This is a genomic window from Anaeromyxobacter sp. SG66 (assembly GCF_022690805.1).
In the GTDB taxonomy this organism is placed as follows: Bacteria; Myxococcota; Myxococcia; order Myxococcales; family Anaeromyxobacteraceae; genus Anaeromyxobacter; species Anaeromyxobacter soli.
This window is the reverse complement of sequence record NZ_JALCZC010000022.1, coordinates 16,700-37,467: the sequence shown is the minus strand read 5'-3', so window position 1 is coordinate 37,467 and position 20,768 is coordinate 16,700. Positions and strand designations below refer to the sequence as shown.

At 74.8% G+C, this 20,768-nt stretch carries 18 protein-coding genes; 16 read left to right on the top strand and 2 right to left on the bottom strand.

Annotated elements, in window-relative coordinates:
* Window positions 1-2 precede the first annotated feature (2 nt).
* The gene (locus MNZ39_RS09000) at window positions 3-848 is read left to right on the top strand and encodes a hypothetical protein (protein ID WP_242337549.1); all 846 of its coding nucleotides are present in this window, start codon (window positions 3-5) and stop codon (window positions 846-848) included.
* 2 nt (window positions 849-850) lie between these two features.
* Here MNZ39_RS09000 and MNZ39_RS08995 read toward each other — a convergent pair whose 3' ends face one another.
* Window positions 851-1,327 carry a hypothetical protein gene (locus MNZ39_RS08995; RefSeq protein WP_242337547.1) on the bottom strand — a complete coding sequence of 159 codons (477 nt, stop codon included), beginning with the start codon at window positions 1,325-1,327 and terminating at the stop codon, window positions 851-853.
* A complete protein-coding gene (locus MNZ39_RS08990; RefSeq protein ID WP_242337545.1) occupies window positions 1,324-3,075 on the bottom strand; it encodes a TldD/PmbA family protein in 1,752 nt (583 codons plus the stop codon). The genes MNZ39_RS08995 and MNZ39_RS08990 overlap by 4 nt, the downstream gene beginning before the upstream one ends.
* Window positions 3,076-3,452: 377 nt before the next feature.
* Between MNZ39_RS08990 and MNZ39_RS08985 the strand changes: the two genes are divergently transcribed.
* The 15 genes from MNZ39_RS08985 to MNZ39_RS08915 all read left to right on the top strand — a co-directional run bounded on the left by MNZ39_RS08985 (window position 3,453) and on the right by MNZ39_RS08915 (window position 20,754).
* Window positions 3,453-3,992, top strand: coding sequence for a hypothetical protein (locus tag MNZ39_RS08985; RefSeq protein WP_242337543.1), 540 nt, complete (start codon window positions 3,453-3,455; stop codon window positions 3,990-3,992).
* Window positions 3,993-4,446: 454 nt separating this feature from the next.
* Window positions 4,447-6,255: a glycoside hydrolase domain-containing protein gene (locus tag MNZ39_RS08980; protein ID WP_242337542.1), complete on the top strand. Its 1,809-nt coding sequence runs from the start codon at window positions 4,447-4,449 to the stop codon at window positions 6,253-6,255.
* A gap of 97 nt (window positions 6,256-6,352) precedes the next feature.
* Complete coding sequence (locus MNZ39_RS24900; RefSeq protein ID WP_242337540.1) at window positions 6,353-8,119, top strand: protein kinase; 1,767 nt, start codon at window positions 6,353-6,355, stop codon at window positions 8,117-8,119.
* Window positions 8,120-8,391: 272 nt separating this feature from the next.
* Complete coding sequence (locus MNZ39_RS08970; RefSeq protein WP_242337538.1) at window positions 8,392-8,901, top strand: MerR family transcriptional regulator; 510 nt, start codon at window positions 8,392-8,394, stop codon at window positions 8,899-8,901.
* Window positions 8,902-8,981: 80 nt separating this feature from the next.
* Window positions 8,982-9,575 (top strand): sigma factor-like helix-turn-helix DNA-binding protein, encoded by a 594-nt coding sequence (locus MNZ39_RS08965; protein WP_242337536.1) that lies wholly within the window; start codon window positions 8,982-8,984, stop codon window positions 9,573-9,575.
* A gap of 139 nt (window positions 9,576-9,714) precedes the next feature.
* Window positions 9,715-11,289, top strand: coding sequence for a bifunctional phosphoribosylaminoimidazolecarboxamide formyltransferase/IMP cyclohydrolase (gene purH / locus MNZ39_RS08960; RefSeq protein WP_242337534.1), 1,575 nt, complete (start codon window positions 9,715-9,717; stop codon window positions 11,287-11,289).
* Between the two features lie 283 nt (window positions 11,290-11,572).
* Window positions 11,573-12,835, top strand: a complete 1,263-nt coding sequence (purD, locus tag MNZ39_RS08955; protein ID WP_242337532.1) for a phosphoribosylamine--glycine ligase — start codon at window positions 11,573-11,575, stop codon at window positions 12,833-12,835.
* On the top strand, window positions 12,835-13,347 hold the full coding sequence (purE, locus tag MNZ39_RS08950; RefSeq protein WP_243337962.1) for a 5-(carboxyamino)imidazole ribonucleotide mutase: 513 nt from the start codon (window positions 12,835-12,837) through the stop codon (window positions 13,345-13,347). Before purD ends, purE begins: the two co-directional genes overlap by 1 nt.
* A 4-nt stretch (window positions 13,348-13,351) precedes the next feature.
* Window positions 13,352-14,464, top strand: coding sequence for an LptF/LptG family permease (locus tag MNZ39_RS08945; RefSeq protein WP_242337527.1), 1,113 nt, complete (start codon window positions 13,352-13,354; stop codon window positions 14,462-14,464).
* On the top strand, window positions 14,461-15,543 hold the full coding sequence (locus MNZ39_RS08940) for an LptF/LptG family permease (RefSeq protein ID WP_242337525.1): 1,083 nt from the start codon (window positions 14,461-14,463) through the stop codon (window positions 15,541-15,543). Before MNZ39_RS08945 ends, MNZ39_RS08940 begins: the two co-directional genes overlap by 4 nt.
* 149 nt (window positions 15,544-15,692) lie before the next feature.
* Complete coding sequence (locus MNZ39_RS08935; RefSeq protein WP_242337523.1) at window positions 15,693-16,958, top strand: O-antigen ligase; 1,266 nt, start codon at window positions 15,693-15,695, stop codon at window positions 16,956-16,958.
* On the top strand, window positions 16,955-17,749 hold the full coding sequence (locus MNZ39_RS08930) for an ABC transporter permease (RefSeq protein ID WP_242337521.1): 795 nt from the start codon (window positions 16,955-16,957) through the stop codon (window positions 17,747-17,749). The genes MNZ39_RS08935 and MNZ39_RS08930 overlap by 4 nt, the downstream gene beginning before the upstream one ends.
* A gap of 2 nt (window positions 17,750-17,751) precedes the next feature.
* Entirely contained in the window at window positions 17,752-18,516 is a 765-nt protein-coding gene (locus MNZ39_RS08925) for an ABC transporter ATP-binding protein (protein ID WP_242337519.1), read from the top strand.
* A 7-nt stretch (window positions 18,517-18,523) separates the two neighbouring features.
* On the top strand, window positions 18,524-19,744 hold the full coding sequence (locus MNZ39_RS08920) for a glycosyltransferase (RefSeq protein ID WP_242337517.1): 1,221 nt from the start codon (window positions 18,524-18,526) through the stop codon (window positions 19,742-19,744).
* Window positions 19,741-20,754 (top strand): methyltransferase domain-containing protein, encoded by a 1,014-nt coding sequence (locus MNZ39_RS08915; protein WP_242337516.1) that lies wholly within the window; start codon window positions 19,741-19,743, stop codon window positions 20,752-20,754. Before MNZ39_RS08920 ends, MNZ39_RS08915 begins: the two co-directional genes overlap by 4 nt.
* Window positions 20,755-20,768: the final 14 nt, after the last annotated feature.

Genomic DNA, 20,768 nt, shown 5'->3' with positions numbered 1-20,768 from the left:
GCGTGCCCCGCGTCGCGCTCGCCGCCGCGCTCGCGCTCCTCGCCGCGTGCGCTCCGCGCGCGCCCCGCGACGGGGCCGGCGCCGAGCGCGCCCTCGACGTCTCCGCCGGCGGGGCGCGCTTCCGCATCGTGTTCGGCCCGGAGGACGCCGGCGAGGCCCGGCGCGTCGCGGACGCGCTCGCCCTCGCGGCGCCGCGCGCGCAGCGCTTCGGGGCGCTCGCCGTCCCGGTGACCATCACCCTCCACCCCAGCCACGCGGCGCTCGAGCGCGCCGCGTCGCGGCCGGGCTACCCCTGGCTGAGGGCCTGGGCGCGCTACGCCACGATCGAGCTGCAGTCCCCGCGCACGTGGGGAGGGCTCGGCGGGCTCGTCGGCGCGCGCCGCGGCCGGGTCGCCGAGCTCCTCGCGCACGAGCTCGCCCACTGCGCGATGTGGCAGCGCGCGGGCGACGCGCAGACCTGGCTCTACAAGGGCATCCCGCGCTGGTTCACCGAGGGGCTCGCGAGCGTCGCGGCGGGGCAGGAGCGGCGCCACGCGGCTCTCGCGGACCTCGCGCGCTTCTACGACGGCGCGGCGCCCTCCGCGGCAGGGGGCGCTGGCGGCCCGGATCCGCTCTCCGAGTCGGAGGCGCTGTACCTCCGCCAGGCGGAGCTCGTCTACGGCGCCGCGCACCACGCGTTCGGATTCCTCGTCGCGCGCTACGGCGACGCGCGCGTGCGGGCCGTGCTCGACGGGATGGGCGCGGGGCTCTCGTTCGCGTCCGCCTTCCGCGCCGCCGTCGGCCTCGAGCCCGAGGCGTTCGAGGCGGAGTTCCGGCGCTACGTCGCGTGGCGCGGCTTCGAGCGCTGAGCTCAGGCCCGGCGCACGACGCTCGCGACCAGCCACAGCCTGTCGCCGTAGGCGCGCTCCGCGCAGAGCCAGAGCCGCACCGGCTCGCCGGCCACCTGGAGGGCCGCGCCCGACTCGGGGCCCCACACCCACTCGCGCGCCTCGGCGCCCCCGCCGCTGCGGGGCGGGCCGGCCTCGGCGCCCAGCAGCGCGAGGGACACACGCACCGGGTCCGCCGGCTCGGCGCCGACGACCTCCATGAGCGTCACGAGCCCCTCGCGATCCGCCTCGAGGTGGGCGACGGCGGCGAGCTCGCCGTCCTTCCGGAAGCAGACGTCCGGCTCGGAGAGATCGATGTTGAGGAGGCGGCGCCGCTCGGCGTCGAGCCCGATGGGCGTCGCGTAGGGCGTCCAGCCCGCGCGGAGGAACGCGTCGAGGGCGCCGCGGCGCGGCTGGAGGAGGACGGAGTCGAGCGTGGGGACGGGGAGGGGCAGGCTCACGGCGCCACCCCCGGACTGCGCGGGGAGGCGCCCGAGGGGGCCTCGGACCAAGGCGCGGGCAGGATCGGGCTCCGCTCGCTCGCGCGGGCCACCCGCTGCAGCTCGATCTCGCCGACGAGCGCGGCAGGGGCCACGGTCGACACCGGCACGTAGCCGCTCTCCGCGCCGCAGTAGCCGTTGAACACCTTCACCTCGCGTGTCGTCGCCATCACCTTGTTCACGCTGGTGAGCGGCGTCCCGACGAGCTCCACGCCGCGCACGAGCACCTCCTCGCCGGTCCTCGCGTCCACCCGGTAGACGAGCCGCGGGGTCCCCTTGAACGCCTGGTAACCGTAGGACATCGTGTTCGTGTCGCCTCCCGTGACGTCGCGGATGACGAGCCCGTAGGGCTTCCCCTGGCGGCGGGCCTCCTTCATGAGCAGGCGCTTCAGCTCGTCGTGCGACACCGTCCGCCGCGACTCGACGACGAGGTTCGCCATCCGCGCGGTGGGGCTCCGCCCGCCCTGGCTGCGGCCGTGGCCGTTCGAGCGCTCGAACGGGCGCACCGGCTTTCGCGAGAGCAGGTAGGTCACGAGCCGGCCGTCCTTCACGAGCACCGTGCGCTGCGCGGCGACGCCCTGATCGTCGAACGCGTAGCTGCCGTTGAGCGCCGTGCCGGCGGCGCTCTCCAGCGTCGGGTCGTCCACGATCGAGAGGAAGGCGGGGAGGATCTGCTGCCCCACCTGCCCCTTGAACGTCTGACCCTCCTTGTCGTCGTCGACGCGCTCACCCTCCAGCCGGTGTCCGACCACCTCGTGGAAGAGCACGCCCGCCGCCTCGGGCTCGAGGATCGCGGGCCCGGTGTACGGATCGATGGCCGGCGCCTTGCGCAGGGCCTCGAGCTCCGCGGCGACGGCGTCGACGGCCTCCCGGACCTCGCCCTCCGATGGGAGCGCGGCCTCCGTGCGCGCGTAGAAGTCGCGCCCGTCCTCGAGGAGCTGGCCGTCCGGCGCGCGGGTCACCGCCTGCAGGTGGACGAGGTAGAGCGTCCGCTCCGTGACGAGGGCGGACCCCTCGCTCGAGGCGAACCAGCGGACCTGCCTCTCCGCGGTGATCCGGAGGGAGGCGTCGAAGATCGCGGGGTGCGCCCGGAAGCGCGCCGTGGCCTCGCGCGCGAGCGCCTTCCAGCGCTCGCGGTCGAGGGGGAAGGGCAGGGGAGCGTCGACGTGGCGCGAGGCCGCCTCGCGCGTGAAGCTCGGGGCGCGCGCGGGATCGTCCTGCCGGTACACCTGGCGCGAGCGCTTCTTGAAGTACGACGACAGCGCCTCCTTGAGCTTCTCGTCGGTCGCGAGCCACAGCGCGTTGCGCAGCGCCGTGGTGTCGCCGTCGAGCGGCGCCTCCTTCGGCGCGTACCAGCTCGGCCCCTCGCCCATGACGAGGAACGGCCCCTCGTCCGGCGCGGACGAGTCGAGCTCGTAAGAGCCGACGCGCAGATCGACGAACAGGTTGCGGTCGCGACGCGCGTCGTCCTCGAAGAGCGCTCCGAAGCGCGCGCTGATCTGGTGGCGCGCCACGTCCGTCACCTGGTAGCCGATGAAGTACGGCGCGTCGTAGCCCTCGATCCGCAGCCGCTCCATCGAGCGGGAGAGCTCCGCCTGCATGGCGCCGAGGATGGCCAGCCGCTCGTCGGCGACCGCCTGCGCGGGCGGGTGAGGGGGGGCGGGTGCGGCGGCGACCGCGAGGGCGGCGGCGAGGGCGGCGGCGAGCATCGCCCGTGACTTAGCACGGGGCCCCGGGCGGCGCGGGCTCGGATCGTCCTCCGGGGCGGCCGCGGCTCGGCGGCCGGCCGGGCGAGCTTTCGCCCCGTCCCCCACCGCGCGTGCGTTCGCCTGGCGGTGCACGGCTCCGGAGTCCCGCGAAGCGTGCAGACGCGCGCGAGCGGAGCCGCGCGGTGCCGCTCGTGCCCCGCCCTGTTCACCGGTTGGGAAATCCGTTTCTCCCTCCGCTCGCCGAGCTCGCGGCCGGCGCGTCGCCGGGGGGGAGGCGCGCGCTGGCAAGACCGTTGCTATCTCGTTTCGGTGGGTCCGGGGTGCCGGGCGCGGGGTCCTGAAGGCGGACGGGGAGGCGGGGCGTGAGAGCGGTGGCGGTGGGACTTCTGATCGAGGAACAGCGGGGCGAGATCGCGTCGGCTTGGCGGGGGACGGTCGAGCACGAGCTCGGCGGAGAGCCGGCGATCGGGTTCGCGGTGGGGCCGCTGCTGCGGGAGATGGCGCTCGCCCTCCGGGGCGACGCCCCGCCGTCCCGCGCGCGCTCCATGGAGGACGGGCTGCAGCGCTGCGCAGTGCTCGTCCGCTCGGGCGCCCAGGGGGCGCGCGTCGCGCGGGAGTTCAAGCTCCTGCACCGCGCCGTCTGGGACACGCTCCGCGCCTCGGGGCGAATCATCGCGGCGGACGAGCGCCGCGCGGTCGACGAGTGGCTCGACGAGGCGCTCGCGGCGTCGCTCGAGCGCCTGGATCGCGTCCGCGCGCGGGTCGAGCTCCTGGAGCGCGCGCCGTCGGCCAGCCCGGTGGCCCGGCCGGCGCCCGCCCTCCAGCGGCCTCCGCCGCTGCCCTCGGCGCGCGCGCGGCAGGCCGCGCGGCCTCCGCCGCTGCCGGCGTTCCCCGCCGCGCCCCACGGCGGTGAGTAGCAGCCGAGGTCGGGGCAGAGCCTGATCGGGCGGTTCCCGCCGCCCACCCTCGCGCCGCGCGGCTCACGCCGTGCGGCGCGAGCCGTTTTGGCCGTCCGTGCGTCGCCGGCACGCGGCCGCGCGTGACCGCCGCGCGCCCATCCCGCCGCGCCTATCCCCAAATTGGCCACAGCCTGGGCGCCGCCCGTACGACGGGCGTGCGAGCAGGGCGTAGCCCACGCCCGCGCCGGGGCGCCGAGCCGGCGCGGATCTTCCAGTAACCCCAGCCCCGATCGCGAGCAGGCGAGCTCGCTGTACGAATCGGCTCACCCTGGCGCCGGGCGTCGGATGGCGTGGGTGCGCGGCCGAGCTTCACCCTCTCCGCGGCACCTCTGCTCACCGGGGGGCGAGAAATTCGCTCGCTTGGGCCTCCGTTCCTCGTTCGCAAACCCGAACGGGAAAGGAGCCCCACCCGATGACTTCCCGCCGAGCCGTCCTCTTCGCCGCCGCCCTCTCGATCGCCCCGATGTTCGCCTCCGCGGCGGACGTGTGGGTGGCCCCTGCGACGGAGAAGATCCGGCCCGACGCAAAGCCGCGCCCGAGCACCGAGGCGCGCATCGCGGCGGCCCGCAACGAGTTCGAGGCATTCCAGGTGGTGGTGACCGGTCCGGCGCGCGGCGTGTCCGCGAGCGCCACGAGCCTCCAGGGGCCCGGCACCGTCGACGACGTGAAGCTCTACCGCGAGGACGCGATCGACGTGCAGACGCCGTCTGCCCTCGACGGCGGCACCGGCCGGTGGCCGGACGCGCTCGTGCCCGACGTCGACGACGTCGTGGGCGAGAAGCGCAACGCGTTCCCCTTCGACGTCGCCGAGGGCGAGAGCCGGGCGATCTGGGTCGAGGTGCGGGTACCGCGCGACGCGAAGCCCGGCAGCTACTTCGGGAAGGTGACGGTGACCTCCGACGCCGGCGAGGCGCAGATCCCCGTGATGCTCACGGCCTGGGACTTCGAGCTGCCGTCGACGGCGTCGCTCAAGACGCACTTCGGCCTGTCGTACGGCCTCATCCCCGGCGGCCACGGCGTGTCGCCCGAGGACGACGCCGCCATCCGCGCGCGCTACGCCGCGCTCGGCCTCGACCACCGCATCTCGCTCTCGGGCGTCGCCGACGACGGCCACCACGGCGACTTCGACCACTTCGACCAGTACTACGCGGCGCTCGTGGACGGCACGGCGCAGACGCGCCTCCCCGGCGCGAAGCTCACGACCGTGAAGTACGTCGGCAACCAGACCTCCGTCGACGAGCACCGCCGCTGGGCGGAGCACTTCCGCGCGAAGGGCTGGATGGATCGCCTCTTCGACTACACCTGCGACGAGCCGCCCCTCACCTGCAGCTGGGACGACATCCCCACCCGCACGCAGGCCGTCCATGACGCCGACCCCGAGTTCAAGACGCTCGTGACGACGCAGATCTGGGACTCCGACGCGCACGGCGTGTCGAGCGACATCGACATCATGGTGCCGGTCATCAACTGGATGGACGACAAGCCGACCGGCGAGCACCCCGGCGACAACCGCTCCAAGTACGACGGCTTCCTCGCGCAGTCGAAGGCCAAGGAGCTCTGGCTCTACCAGAGCTGCATGAGCCACGGCTGCGGCGGCACGGTGAACATGGGCAGCCCGTCGGAGTGGGACGAGTACACCACCGGCTGGCCCTCCTACATGATCGACGCGTCCGCCGTGCGGAACCGCGCCATGGAGTGGATCTCCTTCCTCGAGGGCGCGACCGGCGAGCTGTACTGGGAGACGGCGTTCGCGTTCACCCACGACGCGTGGTCGAACCAGTGGGACTTCTCCGGCAACGGCGACGGGACGCTCTTCTACCCCGGCCGGCCCGATCGGATCGGCGGCTCGACCCAGATCCCCGTCGCCTCGATCCGGCTCAAGATGATCCGCGAGGGCATGGAGGACTACGAGTACCTGAAGCTCCTCGCCGACGCGGGCCAGGGCGACGCCGCGCGCAAGATCGCGCGCGACCTCTTCCCCTCCGCCTCGCAGACCGAGGTCGACCCGCAGCGGGTGATGGCGGCGCGCGAGGCGCTCGCGATGCAGATCCTCGCGGTGCAGGGGAAGAAGCTCGCCTCGGTGGGGGGCGTGCCGGGCATGCCGAGCTTCCCGCTCGTGCAGGGCGGCGGCTGCGGCTCCTCGGGCGGGTTCGGCGCGGGCGCGCTCCTCTCGCTGCCTTCGCTCGTGGCCTGGGCGCGGCGGCGCCGCCGGGGCAGGTAGTACCCACCGTCACGTGTGCGCAGAGGGGCGCGGCCGGTCCGTCCGGCCGCGCCCTTTCCTTTCCGTCACAGTCCGGCGGTCGTAGAATCCGGCGCGCGTGCGCGCGTTCGGAAAGTACCGGCTCGTCGAGCCGCTCGCCTCCGGCGGCATGGCGGACGTGTGGCGCGCGGAGGTCACCCTCGCGGCCGGCGTGGTGAAGGAGGTCGCGCTGAAGCTCGTGCGCGGCGAGCACGAGGCCGAGGGCGCCTTCGTCCGCATGTTCATCGAGGAGGCGCGGCTCGCCTCGCGCCTCGGCCACGCGAACGTCGTCCAGGTCTTCGAGTTCGACCAGATCGACGGCCGGTACTACATCGCGATGGAGCTCGTGCGCGGGCACCACCTCGGCCGCGTCGTGGAGCGGGCGCGCGAGCGCGGCGTCCGGCTCGGGCTCCCGCGCGCGGTCCACGTCGCCGCCGAGGTCGCGAAGGGGCTCGCCTACGCCCACCGCCTCGGGGACGGCGGCCGCCCGCTCGGCCTCGTCCACCGCGACGTCTCCCCGCACAACGTGCTCGTGTCGTTCGAGGGCGAGGTGAAGCTCGCGGACTTCGGCATCGCCCGCGCGATGGGCCGGGCGGGGCTCACCGCGCCGGGAACGCTCAAGGGCAAGCTCGCGTACATGGCGCCGGAGCAGGCGCGCGGCGAGCCCGTGGACGCGAGGGCGGACGTGTTCGCGCTCGGGGTCGTGCTGTGGGAGCTCTGCGCGGGTCGCCGGCTCTTCGCGCGCGACTCCGAGGCGGCGACCTTCGGCGCGGTGCTCGGCGAGGCGGTCGTCTCCCCGCCGTCGGCGTGGAACGAGGAGGTGCCGCCCGAGCTCGACGCCGTCGTCCTGGGCGCCCTCGAGCGCGACGTGGAGCGGCGGACGGCGTCGGCGGAGGGGCTGGCGGAGTCGCTCGCCCGCGTGCTCCTGCGGATCACGCGCTCGCCCGCGGACGTGGATCTGCGCGCGCTCATGCAGGCGCTCTGGCCGGAGGGGCCCGCCCCCGCGCCCGCGCCGGAGCGCACGCGCGTGAGGCCGGTGCCCGTCGCGGCGGAGCCGGTGGGTGGGGCGACCCGGGTGTCCGCTCCGCCGGCGGCGACCCTCGAGGCCGAGGCGAGCGCCCGCCCGGTCCCGAGCGGCGAGCTGCGGGAGGAGTCCGCCACCCGCACCGCCGCGCCGTCGGCTCGCCGTCGCACGCCCCGGCGCGCGCTCGTCCTCGCCCTGGTCGCGGTCGCCCTCGCGCTCGCTGCCGGCCTCGCCCTGCGGCGGGGAGCGAGGCGCGAGGCCGTGGCGCTGCAGCCGGTTCGCGCGGCGGCCTCGGACCCCGCGCGCGGCGCGGGCGCTGCCGCGGCCCTTCCGCCCGGAGACGCCGCTCGCGCCTCGCTGGCGCCCGCGTCCCTCACCCACCCGTCGCCCTCGGACCGGTCCTCCGGGCTGCCGTCTCCTTCCGGCGTGAACGAGCCGCACGAGGCGAGCGTCGCGTCAGACGCGCCCCCGCCCGCGGAGCCGACCGGGCCTCGCGCGGCGCCCGCGGCGGAGCCACCGGGCGGGCGCGGGCTGCAGCTCTCGCCGCTCCCCGCGATCGAGGCGCTGCGGATCGCGCCGAGCCTCAACGGCCTCGCCCTCCCCGCGGCGTCGTCGGGGCTGGGCGTGCTCGGCGTGAACGCGGTGCCGTGGGGGACGGTCCACGTGAACGGCGCGCGCCTCGGCGAGACGCCGCTCGACGTTCGCCTGCCGGCGGGCCGCTACCGGGTCCGCGTGGACCATCCCAAGGGCGCGGACGTGCGAGTGGTCACGATCACGCCCGGCCGACGAACGGTCGTGCTCGCGCGGCCTGGCGCGCGCTGAGCCCGGCGGCGCTGCCGCCGCGATCGCCCCGGCCCCCCGTCGATCCGAGCCCGCCTTTGATCGCCGCTCCGTTCCTCGACGGACGGCGACCGTCCCCGCTCACCGCGCACCCCGGGTGGATCGCCCGCCTCCGGTCGCAGTGACGCGCGGTCGCTGCCACCGCTGACCCTGCGACAAGACGCCCTCCCTCAGGGACCACCGGTCTCGGTTGACCCTCTGCCACTCAGTGGAGTACCTTCCAAATCAAGTTTCCAAAAGAAGATTTTCGATCCATGAACCCAGCCGAGTACCTCCGCACCGAAGAGATCGCCCGCGTCGAGCGCGAGCGTGCGGGTGGAATCACGAGCGGCGAGGTGGTGCGCCTCTTCGAGTCGAAGGGCGCTCGGCTCTCCGCCTCGACGTTCCGGAAGTACGTGCAGATGGGGCTCTTGCCCCGGAGCCGGCGCGTCGGCCGGAAGGGCAAGCACACCGGGTCGACCGGGCTCTACCCGGTCTCGGTCGTGCGGCGGATCGCGCTCATCAAGCGGATGATGGCGGAGGGCTACACGGTCGAGGACATCCGCGGGAGCTTCGTCACGGTTCGCAACCAGCTCGAGGACGTCGAGAAGGGGCTCAACGAGCTCGTGGCGCAGCTGTCGCAGAAGGCGCGGGCGCACCCGCGCCGCAAGCAGTTCGAGGAGGAGCTCTCCCGCGCGGAGCGCGAGGCGCGCAGCGCGCTCGGGAGGCTCGAGAAGGTGGGAGGCGCGGTCGCGACCGTCCCGGCGGAGGCCGCCGGGGCGTGACGATCGTGGGCGCCGGCCCGGCGCCTGGTGGACGGTGCGGCGCTCAGGCCGCGGTGGACGGTGGAGAGGGAGGGCAGGGGATGAGCGAGGCGAAGCGGAGCGAGCCGCAGATCCAGGCCGGCGACGAGGCGCGCGAGGACGGGGAGGAGCTGCTGGTGGGCCCGGTGGGCGGCGCGCCGGAGGACGGCGACCTCGACCTCGAAGGCGACATCGACGACAAGCGCGGCCGCCGGCGGTCGAAGACGATGTCGCGCAAGGAGATCGCGCGCGAGCTCCGGCGCCAGCGCGCCTTCGGGATCGTCGATCCCGAGCTCGAGGCGACGGTGCGGGAGATCGAGGCGAGCCGGCCACGCTCGCGGGCGGAGTGCGCGAACGGTCCGCGCCCCTGCATGTTCATCGCCTGCAAGCACCACCTCTACCTGGACGTGAACCCCGCCACCGGGTCGATCAAGCTGAACTTCCCGGATCGCGAGGTCTGGGAGCTCGACGAGACGTGCGCGCTCGACGTCGCGGACCGCGGCGGGATCACGCTCGAGGAGGTCGGGTCGATCATGAACCTGACCCGCGAGCGCATCCGTCAGGTCGAGACGCGGGGGCTCGCCAAGCTGCGGACCATCGCCGAGGACGAGCCGCGCTCGCCCGGCGGCTGCGGGGCGGACGATCTCCTGGATTGATTCGCGGGTCGGCCAGCCGCCGGCGGGCAGCAGCGGCGGCGGGCGGGCGGCGGGGGTGCGGCGCGCGGCCCCGCCGCTCACCCGTTGAATCCTCCGGCGGCGCGGGCTACAAGGGCACCCCTTCCCGGAGGTGTTCAAAATGGTCCGCCGCGCTCTCGTCTCCGTCTCCGACAAGACGGGCCTCGTCCCGTTCGCGAAGCGCCTCGCCGCGCTCGGGGTCGAGATCCTCTCCACCGGCGGCACGCAGCGCGCGCTCGCAGACGCGGGCATCCCGGTGGTCCCGGTGGGCGACTACACGCAGGCCCCCGAGATCCTGGGCGGCCGCGTGAAGACGCTCCACCCGCGGGTGCACGGCGGGATCCTCTATCGCCGCGGGCTCGCCTCGGACGAGGCGGACGTGAAGGCGCGGGACATCCCGCCCATCGACCTCGTCGTCGTGAACCTCTACCCGTTCCGCGAGGCGGTCGCGGCGGGGAAGCCGTTCTGGGAGTGCGTCGAGGAGATCGACATCGGCGGGCCGACCATGGTCCGCAGCGCGGCGAAGAACGCGGCGCACGTGGGCGTCGTCGTGGACCCCGCGGACTACGAGCGCGTCGCGGCCGAGCTCGAGGCCTCGCGCGACCTCTCCGGCCAGACGCGCTTCGATCTCATGAAGAAGGCGTTCGCGCACACCGCCGCGTACGACGCCGCGATCTCCGAGTACCTCACTGCGCGCGAGACGCCGGAGGCGCCGCCGGCGCACTTCCCCGCGACGCTCGGCGCCGTCTACACGAAGGCCCAGGATCTCCGCTACGGCGAGAACCCGCACCAGGCGGGCGCGTTCTACCGCGCCGGCCGGGAGCCGGACGAGCCGACGGTCTCGTTCGCGAAGGTGCTGCAGGGCAAGGAGCTCAGCTACAACAACCTGCTCGATCTCGAGGCCTCGCTCGCCGCCCTCAAGGAGCACGACGAGGTCGCCTGCGTCGTCATCAAGCACAACACGCCGTGCGGCGTGTCGCTCGGCGCGACGCCCGCCGAGGCGTTCGCCCGCGCGCGCGAGTGCGATCCCGTCTCCGCGTTCGGCGGCATCGTCGCGCTCAACCGCCCGGTGGACGCCGCGGCCGCCAAGGAGCTCACGGACCTGTTCCTCGAGTGCGTCATCGCGCCGGGCTACGACGCCGCGGCGCGCGCCGCGCTCGCCGCGAAGAAGAACCTGCGGCTGCTCGAGGCGCCGCGCCTCGCCGCGCCGCGCGCGAGCTGGACCCGCCGCCCGGAGGAGCTCCGCGAGCTCCGCTCGATCCCGGGCGGCCTGCTCGTGATGGACCGCGATCTGGGCGCGATCCGCCGCGAGGACTGCAAGGTGATGACGAAGCGCGCGCCGACCGACGCGGAGTGGCAGGATCTGCTCTTCGCGTGGAAGGTCGTGAAGCACGTGAAGTCGAACGCGATCGTGTTCGCGCGGGAGCGCCGGACGGTCGGGATCGGCGGTGGGCAGACGAGCCGGGTCGAGTCGGTGAAGACCGCGCGCATGAAGGCGCAGCTCCAGCTCGCCGGCTCGGCGGTCGGCTCGGACGCGTTCTTCCCGTTCAAGGACGGGGTCGAGGAGATCATCAAGGCCGGCGCGACCGCGATCATCCAGCCGGGCGGCTCGATCCGCGACGCCGAGGTGATCGAGGCGGCGGACGCCGCCGGGGTGGCGATGGTCGCCACGGGGATGCGGCACTTCCGGCACTGAGGGCGCTCCCCGCGCGGGCTCGTCCCTGCTGCGGCCAGGGCTGGCGCGGCGCTCGCGGCACTCCTGCGATGTGACGCTGCGGCACGTTCCTCCGGGTGACGGCGAGGGCGGGGGCGCGGCCGGGCCTCGCGCTCGCACGCCTCCTGGCGAGGCGGGCCGGCGCATCGGGAAAGGCCCTCCCGGGGGGCTTTCCGGTCTGGAGGGAGGCCGCCGAGCCGGGGTGGAGGAGGGCTCGCCGACCCCCGCCGTGGCCCGATGGGACGTGATATAAGCCCGGGTCTCCATGCGCGTACTCGTCGTCGGATCGGGCGGGCGCGAGCACGCCCTCGCCTGGAAGATCTCCCGGAGCCGCCTCGTCCGTGAGCTGTTCGCCGCCCCCGGCAACCCCGGCATCGCCGAGGTGGCGACGCTCGTGGCGCTCGAGGCGACCGACGTCGAGGGCATCGCGCACTGGTCGCGCGAGAACCAGATCGACCTCGTCGTGATCGGCCCGGAGGCGCCGCTCGTCGCCGGCCTCGCCGACCGCATCGCGCGCGAGGGCATCCCGGTGTTCGGCCCGAGCGCGGCCGCCGCGGAGATCGAGGGCTCGAAGGCGTTCGCGAAGGAGATCATGGAGGCGGCCGGGATCCCGACCGCCGGCCACGGCACGTTCACCGCGCTCGAGCCCGCGCTCGCCTTCGCCCGCGCGCGCGGCGGGCGGGTGGTCGTGAAGGCGGACGGGCTCGCCGCCGGCAAGGGCGTCGTCGTGTGCGGCGAGCTCCCCGAGGCGGAGGAGGCCCTCCGCGCGATGCTCGTCCAGAAGGTCCACGGCGGCGCCGGCGCGCGCGTCGTGGTCGAGGACCGGCTCGAGGGGCCCGAGGCGAGCTGCATCGCCTTCACGGACGGCGAGCGGGTGCGCATGCTCGCCGCGGCGCAGGACCACAAGCGCATCTTCGACGGCGACCGCGGCCCGAACACGGGCGGCATGGGCGCGTTCTCGCCGACGCCCACGGTGACGCCGGAGGTGGCGGCGATGGTCGAGCGGGACGTGCTCCTGCCCGCCGTCCGCGAGCTCGCCCGCCGGGGCCGCCCGTTCCGCGGCGCACTCTACGCGGGCCTCATGCTCACGCCCGACGGCCCGCGGGTCCTGGAGTTCAACGCGCGGCTCGGCGACCCGGAGACGCAGCCCATCCTGCTGCGCATGACGAGCGACGTCGTCCCCGCGCTCCTCGGCGCGGCGGAGGGAGACCTGTCGAACGTGACGCTCGAGTTCGATCGCCGGGCGGCAGTCGGCGTGGTGCTCGCCGCGGAGCACTACCCGGCGAAGCCCGCCGCGGGGGATCCCATCGACGGCCTCGCCGGCCCGTTCGAGGAGGGCGTGCAGGTGTTCCACGCCGGGACGGCGCGCGCCCGGGATGGACGGATCGTCACCGCCGGCGGCCGCGTGCTCACGGTGTGCGCGCTCGGCGATGACCTCGACGACGCCGCCCGCCGCGCTTATGAGGCGGCGGCCAGGATCCGCTTCCGCGGCATGCAGCTGCGCAGGGACATCGGCAAGAGGGCGTGATGGAGCCGAAGGTACTCATCCTCATGGGGTCCGACTCCGACTGGGAGGTCATGGCCGAGGCGAAGAAGGCGCTCGACGAGCTGGGCATCCCGGCGGAGGTCCACGTCTCCTCCGCGCACCGCACGCCGGAGCGCACGGGCAAGCTCGCGCGCGAGGCCGCCGGCCGCGGCATCCAGGTCCTCGTCTGCGGCGCCGGCTCCGCCGCGCACCTCGCCGGCGTCTGCGCCGCGGAGACCGAGCTCCCCGTCCTCGGCGTGCCGCTCGCGGCGAGCGATCTGAAGGGGCTCGACGCGCTGCTCTCGACCGCGCAGATGCCCGCGGGCGTGCCCGTCGGCACGCTCGCCATCGGCAAGGCGGGCGCGCGGAACGCTGGGCTCCTCGCGGCGCGCATCGTCGCGCGCACGGACGCGGAGGTCGCCGAGCGCGTCCGGGCGCAGCGCCGCAAGATGGCCGAGGAGGTCCTCGCGAAGGACGCCGCCCTCCAGGCGAAGCTCGCGCCGCCGAAGGGCTAGCCGGTTGCGGCTCCTCCACCGGTACCTCGCCAAGGAGATCCTGCTCCCCTTCGCGGCGGGCCTCCTGTTCCTCACCCAGATTTTGCTCGCGACGCAGCTCCTCGCGCAGGCCGACGTGCTCTTCGGCTCGGGCGTGTCGCTCGTGGACGTGGGCGCGGTGATCGTCTTCCTCCTGCCGTATTTCCTCGGGTACGTCCTGCCGATCGCGTTCCTGCTCGGCGCCGTGCTCGGGGTGGGGCGGCTCGCCGAGGACCGCGAGGTGGTGGCGCTCGGCGCGGCGGGGTTCTCGCCGGCGTTCCTCGTGCCCGTCCCGCTCGCGCTCGGCGTCGCCGTCGCGGGCGTGGGGCTCTGGCTGTCGCTCGAGGCGGTGCCGGCGAGCCTCGACGCGGCCCGCACGCGGCTCAACGAGATCGTGAAGCACAACGTCATGAACGACGTCCGCCCGGGCACGTTCTACGACCAGATCCCGGGGTACACGCTCTACGCGCAGCGGGTCCACGGGGGGCGCTGGGAGAACGTCCTCATCAGCGACCGCTCCGATCCCTCCGCGCCGGTGCTGGCGCTCGCCCACGGCGGCCGGCTCGAGCCGGTCGGTGCGGGGGAGGAGATGCGCCTCGTCCTGGACGACGGCGAGGTCCATCGCGAGCAGGTGGACTCGGACGAGTACGTGCTCGCCACCTTCCGGCGGGCCGAGGTCGTCCTCGGGCTCGGGACCGCGCTCTCGGATCGCAACGCCGTGTCCCGCACCGGCCGCGAGGGCGTGGCCGAGCTGCGCGCGCGCGCCGCGGAGGCGCGCGCCAAGGGAGACGTCGTCGGCGCGCGGCGCGCGGAGGGGACGCTGCACCGGCGGATCGCCTCGGCCCTGGCGGTGATCCCGTTCGCGCTGCTCGCCGTCCCGCTCGGCGCCTCCCGGAGGGCGGGCCGCGCGTTCGGGGTGGGGTCGACCTTCCTCGTGGTGGTCGCCCACTACCTGCTCCTGCGCGCCGGGGAGGTGATGGCGCAGCGCGGCGCGCTCCCGGCCGCGCTCGCGCTCGAGCTGCCGACCCTGGTCCTGTCCGCCCTCGCGCTCGCGCTCATCGCGATCCAGGTCCACCGCGGCACGGGGGCGGTGCGGTGATCCTGTTCCGGTACGTCGCGCGCCGGACGCTCGCCGCGTTCCTGGGCGCGCTCGCGGGCGTCGTCGCGATCTTCCTGGCGGTCGACTTCGTCGACAACGCCGCCGCGTTCACCGGGCCGGGCTGGGTCGGGGCGGTGCTCGAGCTCTACGTGTACAAGGCCGCCGTGGTCGTGCGGCAGGTCGCGCCGGCGGCGATGATCCTGGGCGCCGCCATCGCGGTCTCGACGTTCCGCCGGACCCGCGAGTACACCGCAATGCGCGCGGTGGGGCTCGGACCGTGGCGGCTCGCCGTGCCCGTCATCGCGGTGACGATCCTCTCCGGCGGAGCGCTCCTCGTCGTCCACGACCTGTGGGGCGTGGAGGCCGCGGAGCGCGCCGAGGAGATCCAGGCGCTCCGCTTCGGGCGGGGCGGCGACCGGCGCCGCTTCGAGGCGGCGCGCGAGCCGAAGCGCTGGTTCCGCGGCAAGGACGGACGGCGGGTGTACCACCTCCGCGGGACGCTGCCCGACGGCGGGTTCGCCCGCGTGACGGTGATGGAGGTCTCGGACGCCTTCCGGCTGGTGCGCCGGATCGACGCCGACAAGATGCGGCCCGAGGGGGGCGGCTGGCTGCTCGAGGACGTCGAGGACCGGACGTTCCAGCCGGACGGGAGCGTGCGGCTCGACCGGGCCGCCTCGCGCCGGTACGAGTTCCCCGAGCCGCCCGACGCCTTCGCGGTGGTCCCCGGGCGGCCCACGCAGATGCGCTGGAAGACGCTGCTCTCCCAGATCGCGATCCGCCGCCGGCTGGGCCTGCCGGTCGCCGAGTTCCAGCTCGAGCGCTACAACCGGCTCGCGTACCCGTTCGCCGGCGCGCCCGGCGCGATGCTCGCGCTCGCGCTCGCGCTGCGCCGCAACCGCAAGGGCCACATCGCGGCGGCGCTCGTCGAGTCGGTCGGGGTCTCGCTCCTGTTCTGGGGAGCGCAGGGCGTCACCTGGGCGATGGGGCTCTCGGGGCACGTCGCGCCGTGGCTCGCGGCCTGGGCGCCGAACGTCGTGTTCCTCGTGGTGGGCGCGGTCGCGGTGCGGCGGGCGCGGTGACCCGAGGGGCGACGCCAGGAGGCGCTCCGGACGGTTGTGTATTAGTGTTGGGCGGCATGCGTGCTGGGGAGGCGGTCGTCGGCCCGAGCGATGAGGCTCGGCATGGGGGGCTTGCGCGCTCCCTGCTCGCGCGCGCCGCCATCGCCGGCGTGACCGTCCACGCGGCGTTCCTCCCCATCTCCATCGCGGGCATGCAGATCGGGCTCGCCGTCGCCGCGGTCGCCGTGGCGGGGCTGTGGGTGCTCGGCGATCGGCCCCCCGTCGCGCGCGTCGCCGTCCCCGTGCTGGTGCTCGCCGCGAGCGCGGCCGGGTCGGTCGCGCTCGCATGGTCGGCGGGCCTGCCGCCGGGCTCGCCCTCCGCCGCGTTCCACTGGCGCTACCTGCTCGCGCCGCTCGTGGTCGCCCTCGCGCTCGAGGCGGGAGCCGGCGACGATCCCGAGGCGCCTCGGCGGCGGGCGCTCCTCGTGCTCTCCGTGTGGAGCGCCGCCGCCCTCGTGCCGGCCCTCTTCGCCTGGGTCCAGGTGCGCACGGGGATCGACCCGATGCACGCGCTGGGGCTCCGCGGCACGTCCCTGCCTCCTGCGTACCGCCAGGTGTTCGCCCCGGGCGCGCCGGAGCGCTTCGCGGTCGTGGGGTTCTTCAGCTGGTACACGCGGCTCGCCCACGCGCTCACGCCGGTCGCGGTGCTCGCCGGGACGCTCGCGGCGCGGGCGCCGCTTCCCCGGAGGGCTCGCGCGTTCCTCGCCTTCGCCGCGGTCGCCTCGGGCGCCGCGGTGTTCCTGACGGGCGCGCGCTCCGCGTGGGCCGGGCTCGCCGTCGCCGCCGCGATCGTCGCGGCCGCTGCCATGAAGCGCCGGACCCGCCGGATCGCGCTCGCGACCGCGGCCGCCGGGGCGCTCGCCGTGAGCCCGCTCCTGCCCGCCGCCTGGCACTGGCTGGAGGAGACCCGCGCGACGGGGGGCGGCAACGGGCGCGAGACGATCTGGGCCGTGTGCGCGGACGTCATCCGGGACCACCCGCTCACCGGGGTGGGCTACGGCGCGCTGCCGCGCTGGTCGGCGCCCTACTGGGAGAGCCGCGATCCGCAGTTCGGCGTGCAGGCCTGGTGTCACGACGCGCTCCTCTCGGCCGTCGCCGAGGGCGGGCCGCTGCTCGGCGGCGCCGTCGTGGCCTGGTTCGCGCTCCTCGCCGTGGCGTTCGCGCGGTGGCGCCGCGGCGCGGACGCGCTCGGCCGGGCCGGCGCCGTGGGCGGGCTCGCGGTGATCGCCGCGCTGCTCGTGAACTCCGCCGTGCACGACGTGTTCTGGACGTCCGAGCCGGCGCTCGCGTTCGGCTGCGCGATCGGGATCGCGGCGGTGCTCGCGCGGCCGCGGCCGGACGCGTCGAACGGCAAGGCAGGGGAATCGCAGGCATGATGGCGCTCGTGGGATCGGTCCAGGCGGTGCTCCGCTACCGGGAGCTGCTCGCGCTGCTCGTCGCGCGCGACCTCAAGGTCCGCTACAAGCGCAGCACCCTGGGGATGCTGTGGACGCTCCTCAACCCGCTCCTGCAGATGGTCGTCTACACGCTCGTGTTCTCGACCATCATGCGGATCGGCATCGAGGGGTACCCGGTGTTCCTCCTCGCCGGCCTCCTGCCCTGGACGCTCATCTCGGTCGGCTCGGTCTCCGCCTCGATGTCGCTCCTCGGCAACCAGAGCCTCATCCGCAAGGTGGCGGTCCCGCAGGCGGTCTACCCGCTCGCCGCGGTCGGCTCGAAGCTCACGGACGCGGTCCTGTCGCTGCCCGCCCTGGCGATCCTGGCGATCGCGCTCGGCCGCCCGCCCGGCGTGTCCTGGCTCTTCGTCCCGCTCGCGTTCCTGCTCGCGGCGGCGTTCACGACGGGGCTCGCGCTGCTCTTCAGCTCGCTCTCGGTGTTCTTCCGCGACGTCCGGCACCTCATCGACGTGCTCTTCCAGATCTGGTTCTACGTGACGCCGGTCATCTACCCGGTGTCGTTCCTCGAGAACCTCCACCCCGCGCTGCGCATGGCCCTGGCGCTCAATCCGGCCGCGCCCATCGTGCGGATGTTCCAGGTGACCATCTACGAGGGGCGGATCCCGCCCGCCGGGCTCGTCGGGCTCGCGACGCTCGCGGCCGCGGTCTCGCTCCTCGCGGGCGGCGCCTTCTTCGTGCGGTCCGAGGACCGCCACATCCACAACTTCTGAACATGCCCGGATCCCTCACCTTCGAGAACGTCGGCATGCGCTTCCGGATGTACCGGGAGCGGGTGACCACGCTGAAGGAGGCGGTCCTCGGCCGCTTCCGGCACCTGCGCACCGCCGACGAGTTCTGGGCGCTCCGCGGCGTCTCGTTCCACGTCGGCCCCGGCGAGTCGGTCGGCCTCGTCGGCCACAACGGCTCCGGCAAGAGCACGCTCCTCAAGATCGCGGCGGGCGTCCTCCGCGCCTCCGAGGGGCGGGTGCAGGTCGAGGGGCGCGTCTCGCCCATGATCGAGCTCGCGGCAGGCTTCGATCCGGAGCTCACCGGCCGCGACAACATCTTCCTGAACGGCGCGCTCATGGGCCACACGCGCCGGGAGATGGAGCGGAAGTTCGACCGCATCGTCGAGTTCAGCGAGCTCGGCGAGTTCATCGACATGCCGGTGAAGAACTACAGCTCCGGCATGTACGCCCGGCTCGGGTTCGCCATCGCGGTGGACGTCGAGCCGGAGATCCTGATCATCGACGAGGTGCTCGCGGTGGGCGACGAGCGCTTCCAGGCCAAGTGCATGGACCGCATCCGCGAGCTCAAGGGATCCGGGTGCACCATCTTCTACGTCTCGCACGCGATGGAGACGGTCGCGGAGCTCTGCGAGCGGGTGATCGTGCTGCACCATGGCCGCGTCGAGTTCGACGGCGCGCCGGCGCCCGCCATCGCGCGCTACCGGGAGCTCCAGGGGTTCGTCCCGCACGCGGCGACGCGGGCGGGGTGAGGGCGCGATGGGCGTCGGTCTCCGCCGCGCCGTCCGCGCCGCGATCTCGCTCGGCGGTCCGGAGGCCGTGTACGCCGCGAAGAAGGGCGCCATCGCGCTCCGCGCGCGCCTGCCCGCGCCGCTGCTGCGTGCGCGCCACGCCGCCGCCCTCGCCGCGCTCGACGCCCGGATCGCGGAGGCGCGCGGGGTGGTGGTGTACCTCCCGACGATCAACTGGGGATACCTCCACCAGCGCCCGCACCAGCTCCTGCGCGAGCTCGGCCGCCGCGGCTACGTCGGCGTGTTCTGCACCTGCAACCCCGCGGCGGACGCGGTCGAGGGGCTGCGCGAGGTCGAGCCGAACGTCTTCCTCTGCGCGGATCCGCGGCTCGTCGCGCACCTCGCGCGGCCGATCCTGTGGCTCAACTGGACCGTGAACGAGGCGTGGTTGCGCGCGTTCCGCGAGCCGCGCGTCGTGTACGAGTACATCGACGAGCTCGAGGTCTTCAGCATGCACTGCCGGCGCATGCACGCGGACCACGACGCGCTGGTGCGCAGGGCCGACGTGGTCGTCGCGAGCGCCGACCGGCTCCACGCGGCCATCCGCGCAGCGCGACCGGACGCGGTGCTCGCGCCGAACGGCGTGCACGCTCCGGACTTCCGCGGGAGGGAGGGCGAGGCGCCCCCCGAGGACCTCGCGCGGATCGTCGCCCTGGGTCGCCCGATCGTCGGTTACTACGGCGCGCTCGCACGCTGGCTCGACTTCGAGCTGCTGAACCGCGTGACGCAGGACGGCGCGGAGCTGAGCTTCGTCGTCATCGGCCCGGATCACGACGGCTCCGCGGCACGCATCGCATCGCGCCCGAACGTGCACGTGCTCGGCGAGCGCCCGTACGGCGAGCTCGCCCGCTACTCGCGGCGCTTCGACGTCGCGATCATCCCGTTCGAGGTGAGCGAGGTGACGCGCTCCACCTCGCCCGTGAAGCTGTTCGAGTACATGGCCGCCGGCGCTCCGATCGTCACGACGCCGATGGACGAGTGCCGCAAGTACCGGTCCGTCACCACCGCCGCGACGCCCGCGGAGTTCCTCTCCGCGGTGCGGGCGGCCGTCGGCAGGCGGGGAGACGCCGCGTATCAGGCGCTCCTCTCCCGCGAGGTGCAGCAGAACACCTGGGGAGAGCGCGTGGATCGGGTGCTCGCCGCGCTCGACGCGGGAGCCACGGCGCCGGCGGAGAGGAGGCGCGCATGACGGGGCCAGCGGTGAATTCGCCGGACTACTGGGAGGCGCGGTTCGCGAGCGGAGACTGGGGGGCGCGCGGCGGGCCGGCGCAGTCCCGCTTCTTCGCGGAGCTGGCGCTCTCGCTCGTGCCCCCGGCGGTGGCGGACGACCTCCGCGCGCGCCGGGCGAGCGTGTGCGACTGGGGCTGCGGGGAGGGCGAGGGCGCCGCCGCGCTCGCGGCCGCGTGGGGGACGCCCGTCACCGGCCTCGACGTCTCGCCCGCGGCGGTGGAGCGCGCGAGCGGGCGGCACGCCGGGGTCTCCTTCGCCGTGTCGCGCGCGGGTCTCGATCGGGAGTACGACGTGCTCTTCACGTCGAACACGCTCGAGCACTTCGCCGCGCCGTGGGGCGTGCTCGCGTCGCTCCTGCCCAGGGTGGGCCGCTACGTCCTCCTGCTCGTGCCGTTCGAGGAGCGGGAGCGGATCGAGGAGCACGCCTACACGTTCGAGCTCGAGAGCTTCCCCCTGGAGGTCGGCGGCTTCGAGCTCGTCGATCTCCGCGTCGCGCACTGCGCGGGGATCGAAGGGTCGTGGTGGGCGGGCGATCAGGCGCTCGCGACCTACGCCCGGCGGGGCGCCGAGGGGATACCGCTGAGGCTCGAGCCCGCGCTCGCGGCGGGCGTGGCGCGGGCGGCGGCCCTCGCGGAAGCCCGCCACGCGCTGACGCAGGAGCGTGACGCGCTCCGCGCCGAGCGCGATGCGCTCGCTGCCGAGGGCGAAGCCGCGCGCGCACGGCTCGCGTCGCTGCGCGCGGAGGCCGCCCATTGCGCGCAGCGCCTCGAGGCCGATCGGGCGCGCCGCTCGTACGTGCTCGCGCGTGCCGTGGCGACCTTGCGGGAGCACCCCGTCTCGGCCGCGGTCGCCGCGTGGGACGGGACCACGGGCCGGGTCGAGGCGGCGCACGCGCGGCTGCGCGGGTGGGATTCTCTCGCGGACGGGGCGGCGTCGCTCCGCGCCGCGGTGGCGGCATCGCAGGAGTGAGCCGCGCGCCGGGC

Bases quoted from the DNA above. Each gene is read 5' to 3' on its own strand.
- purD (WP_242337532.1), top strand. From the start codon at position 11,573: ATGCGCGTACTCGTCGTCGGATCGGGCGGGCGCGAGCACGCCCTCGCC.
- MNZ39_RS08915 (WP_242337516.1), top strand. From the start codon at position 19,741: ATGACGGGGCCAGCGGTGAATTCGCCGGACTACTGGGAGGCGCGGTTC.
- MNZ39_RS08965 (WP_242337536.1), top strand. From the start codon at position 8,982: ATGAGCGAGGCGAAGCGGAGCGAGCCGCAGATCCAGGCCGGCGACGAG.
- purE (WP_243337962.1), top strand. From the start codon at position 12,835: ATGGAGCCGAAGGTACTCATCCTCATGGGGTCCGACTCCGACTGGGAG.
- MNZ39_RS08990 (WP_242337545.1), bottom strand. From the start codon at position 3,075: ATGCTCGCCGCCGCCCTCGCCGCCGCCCTCGCGGTCGCCGCCGCACCC.
- MNZ39_RS08980 (WP_242337542.1), top strand. From the start codon at position 4,447: ATGACTTCCCGCCGAGCCGTCCTCTTCGCCGCCGCCCTCTCGATCGCC.
- MNZ39_RS08920 (WP_242337517.1), top strand. From the start codon at position 18,524: ATGGGCGTCGGTCTCCGCCGCGCCGTCCGCGCCGCGATCTCGCTCGGC.
- MNZ39_RS08930 (WP_242337521.1), top strand. From the start codon at position 16,955: ATGATGGCGCTCGTGGGATCGGTCCAGGCGGTGCTCCGCTACCGGGAG.
- purH (WP_242337534.1), top strand. From the start codon at position 9,715: ATGGTCCGCCGCGCTCTCGTCTCCGTCTCCGACAAGACGGGCCTCGTC.
- MNZ39_RS08925 (WP_242337519.1), top strand. From the start codon at position 17,752: ATGCCCGGATCCCTCACCTTCGAGAACGTCGGCATGCGCTTCCGGATG.
- MNZ39_RS08970 (WP_242337538.1), top strand. From the start codon at position 8,392: ATGAACCCAGCCGAGTACCTCCGCACCGAAGAGATCGCCCGCGTCGAG.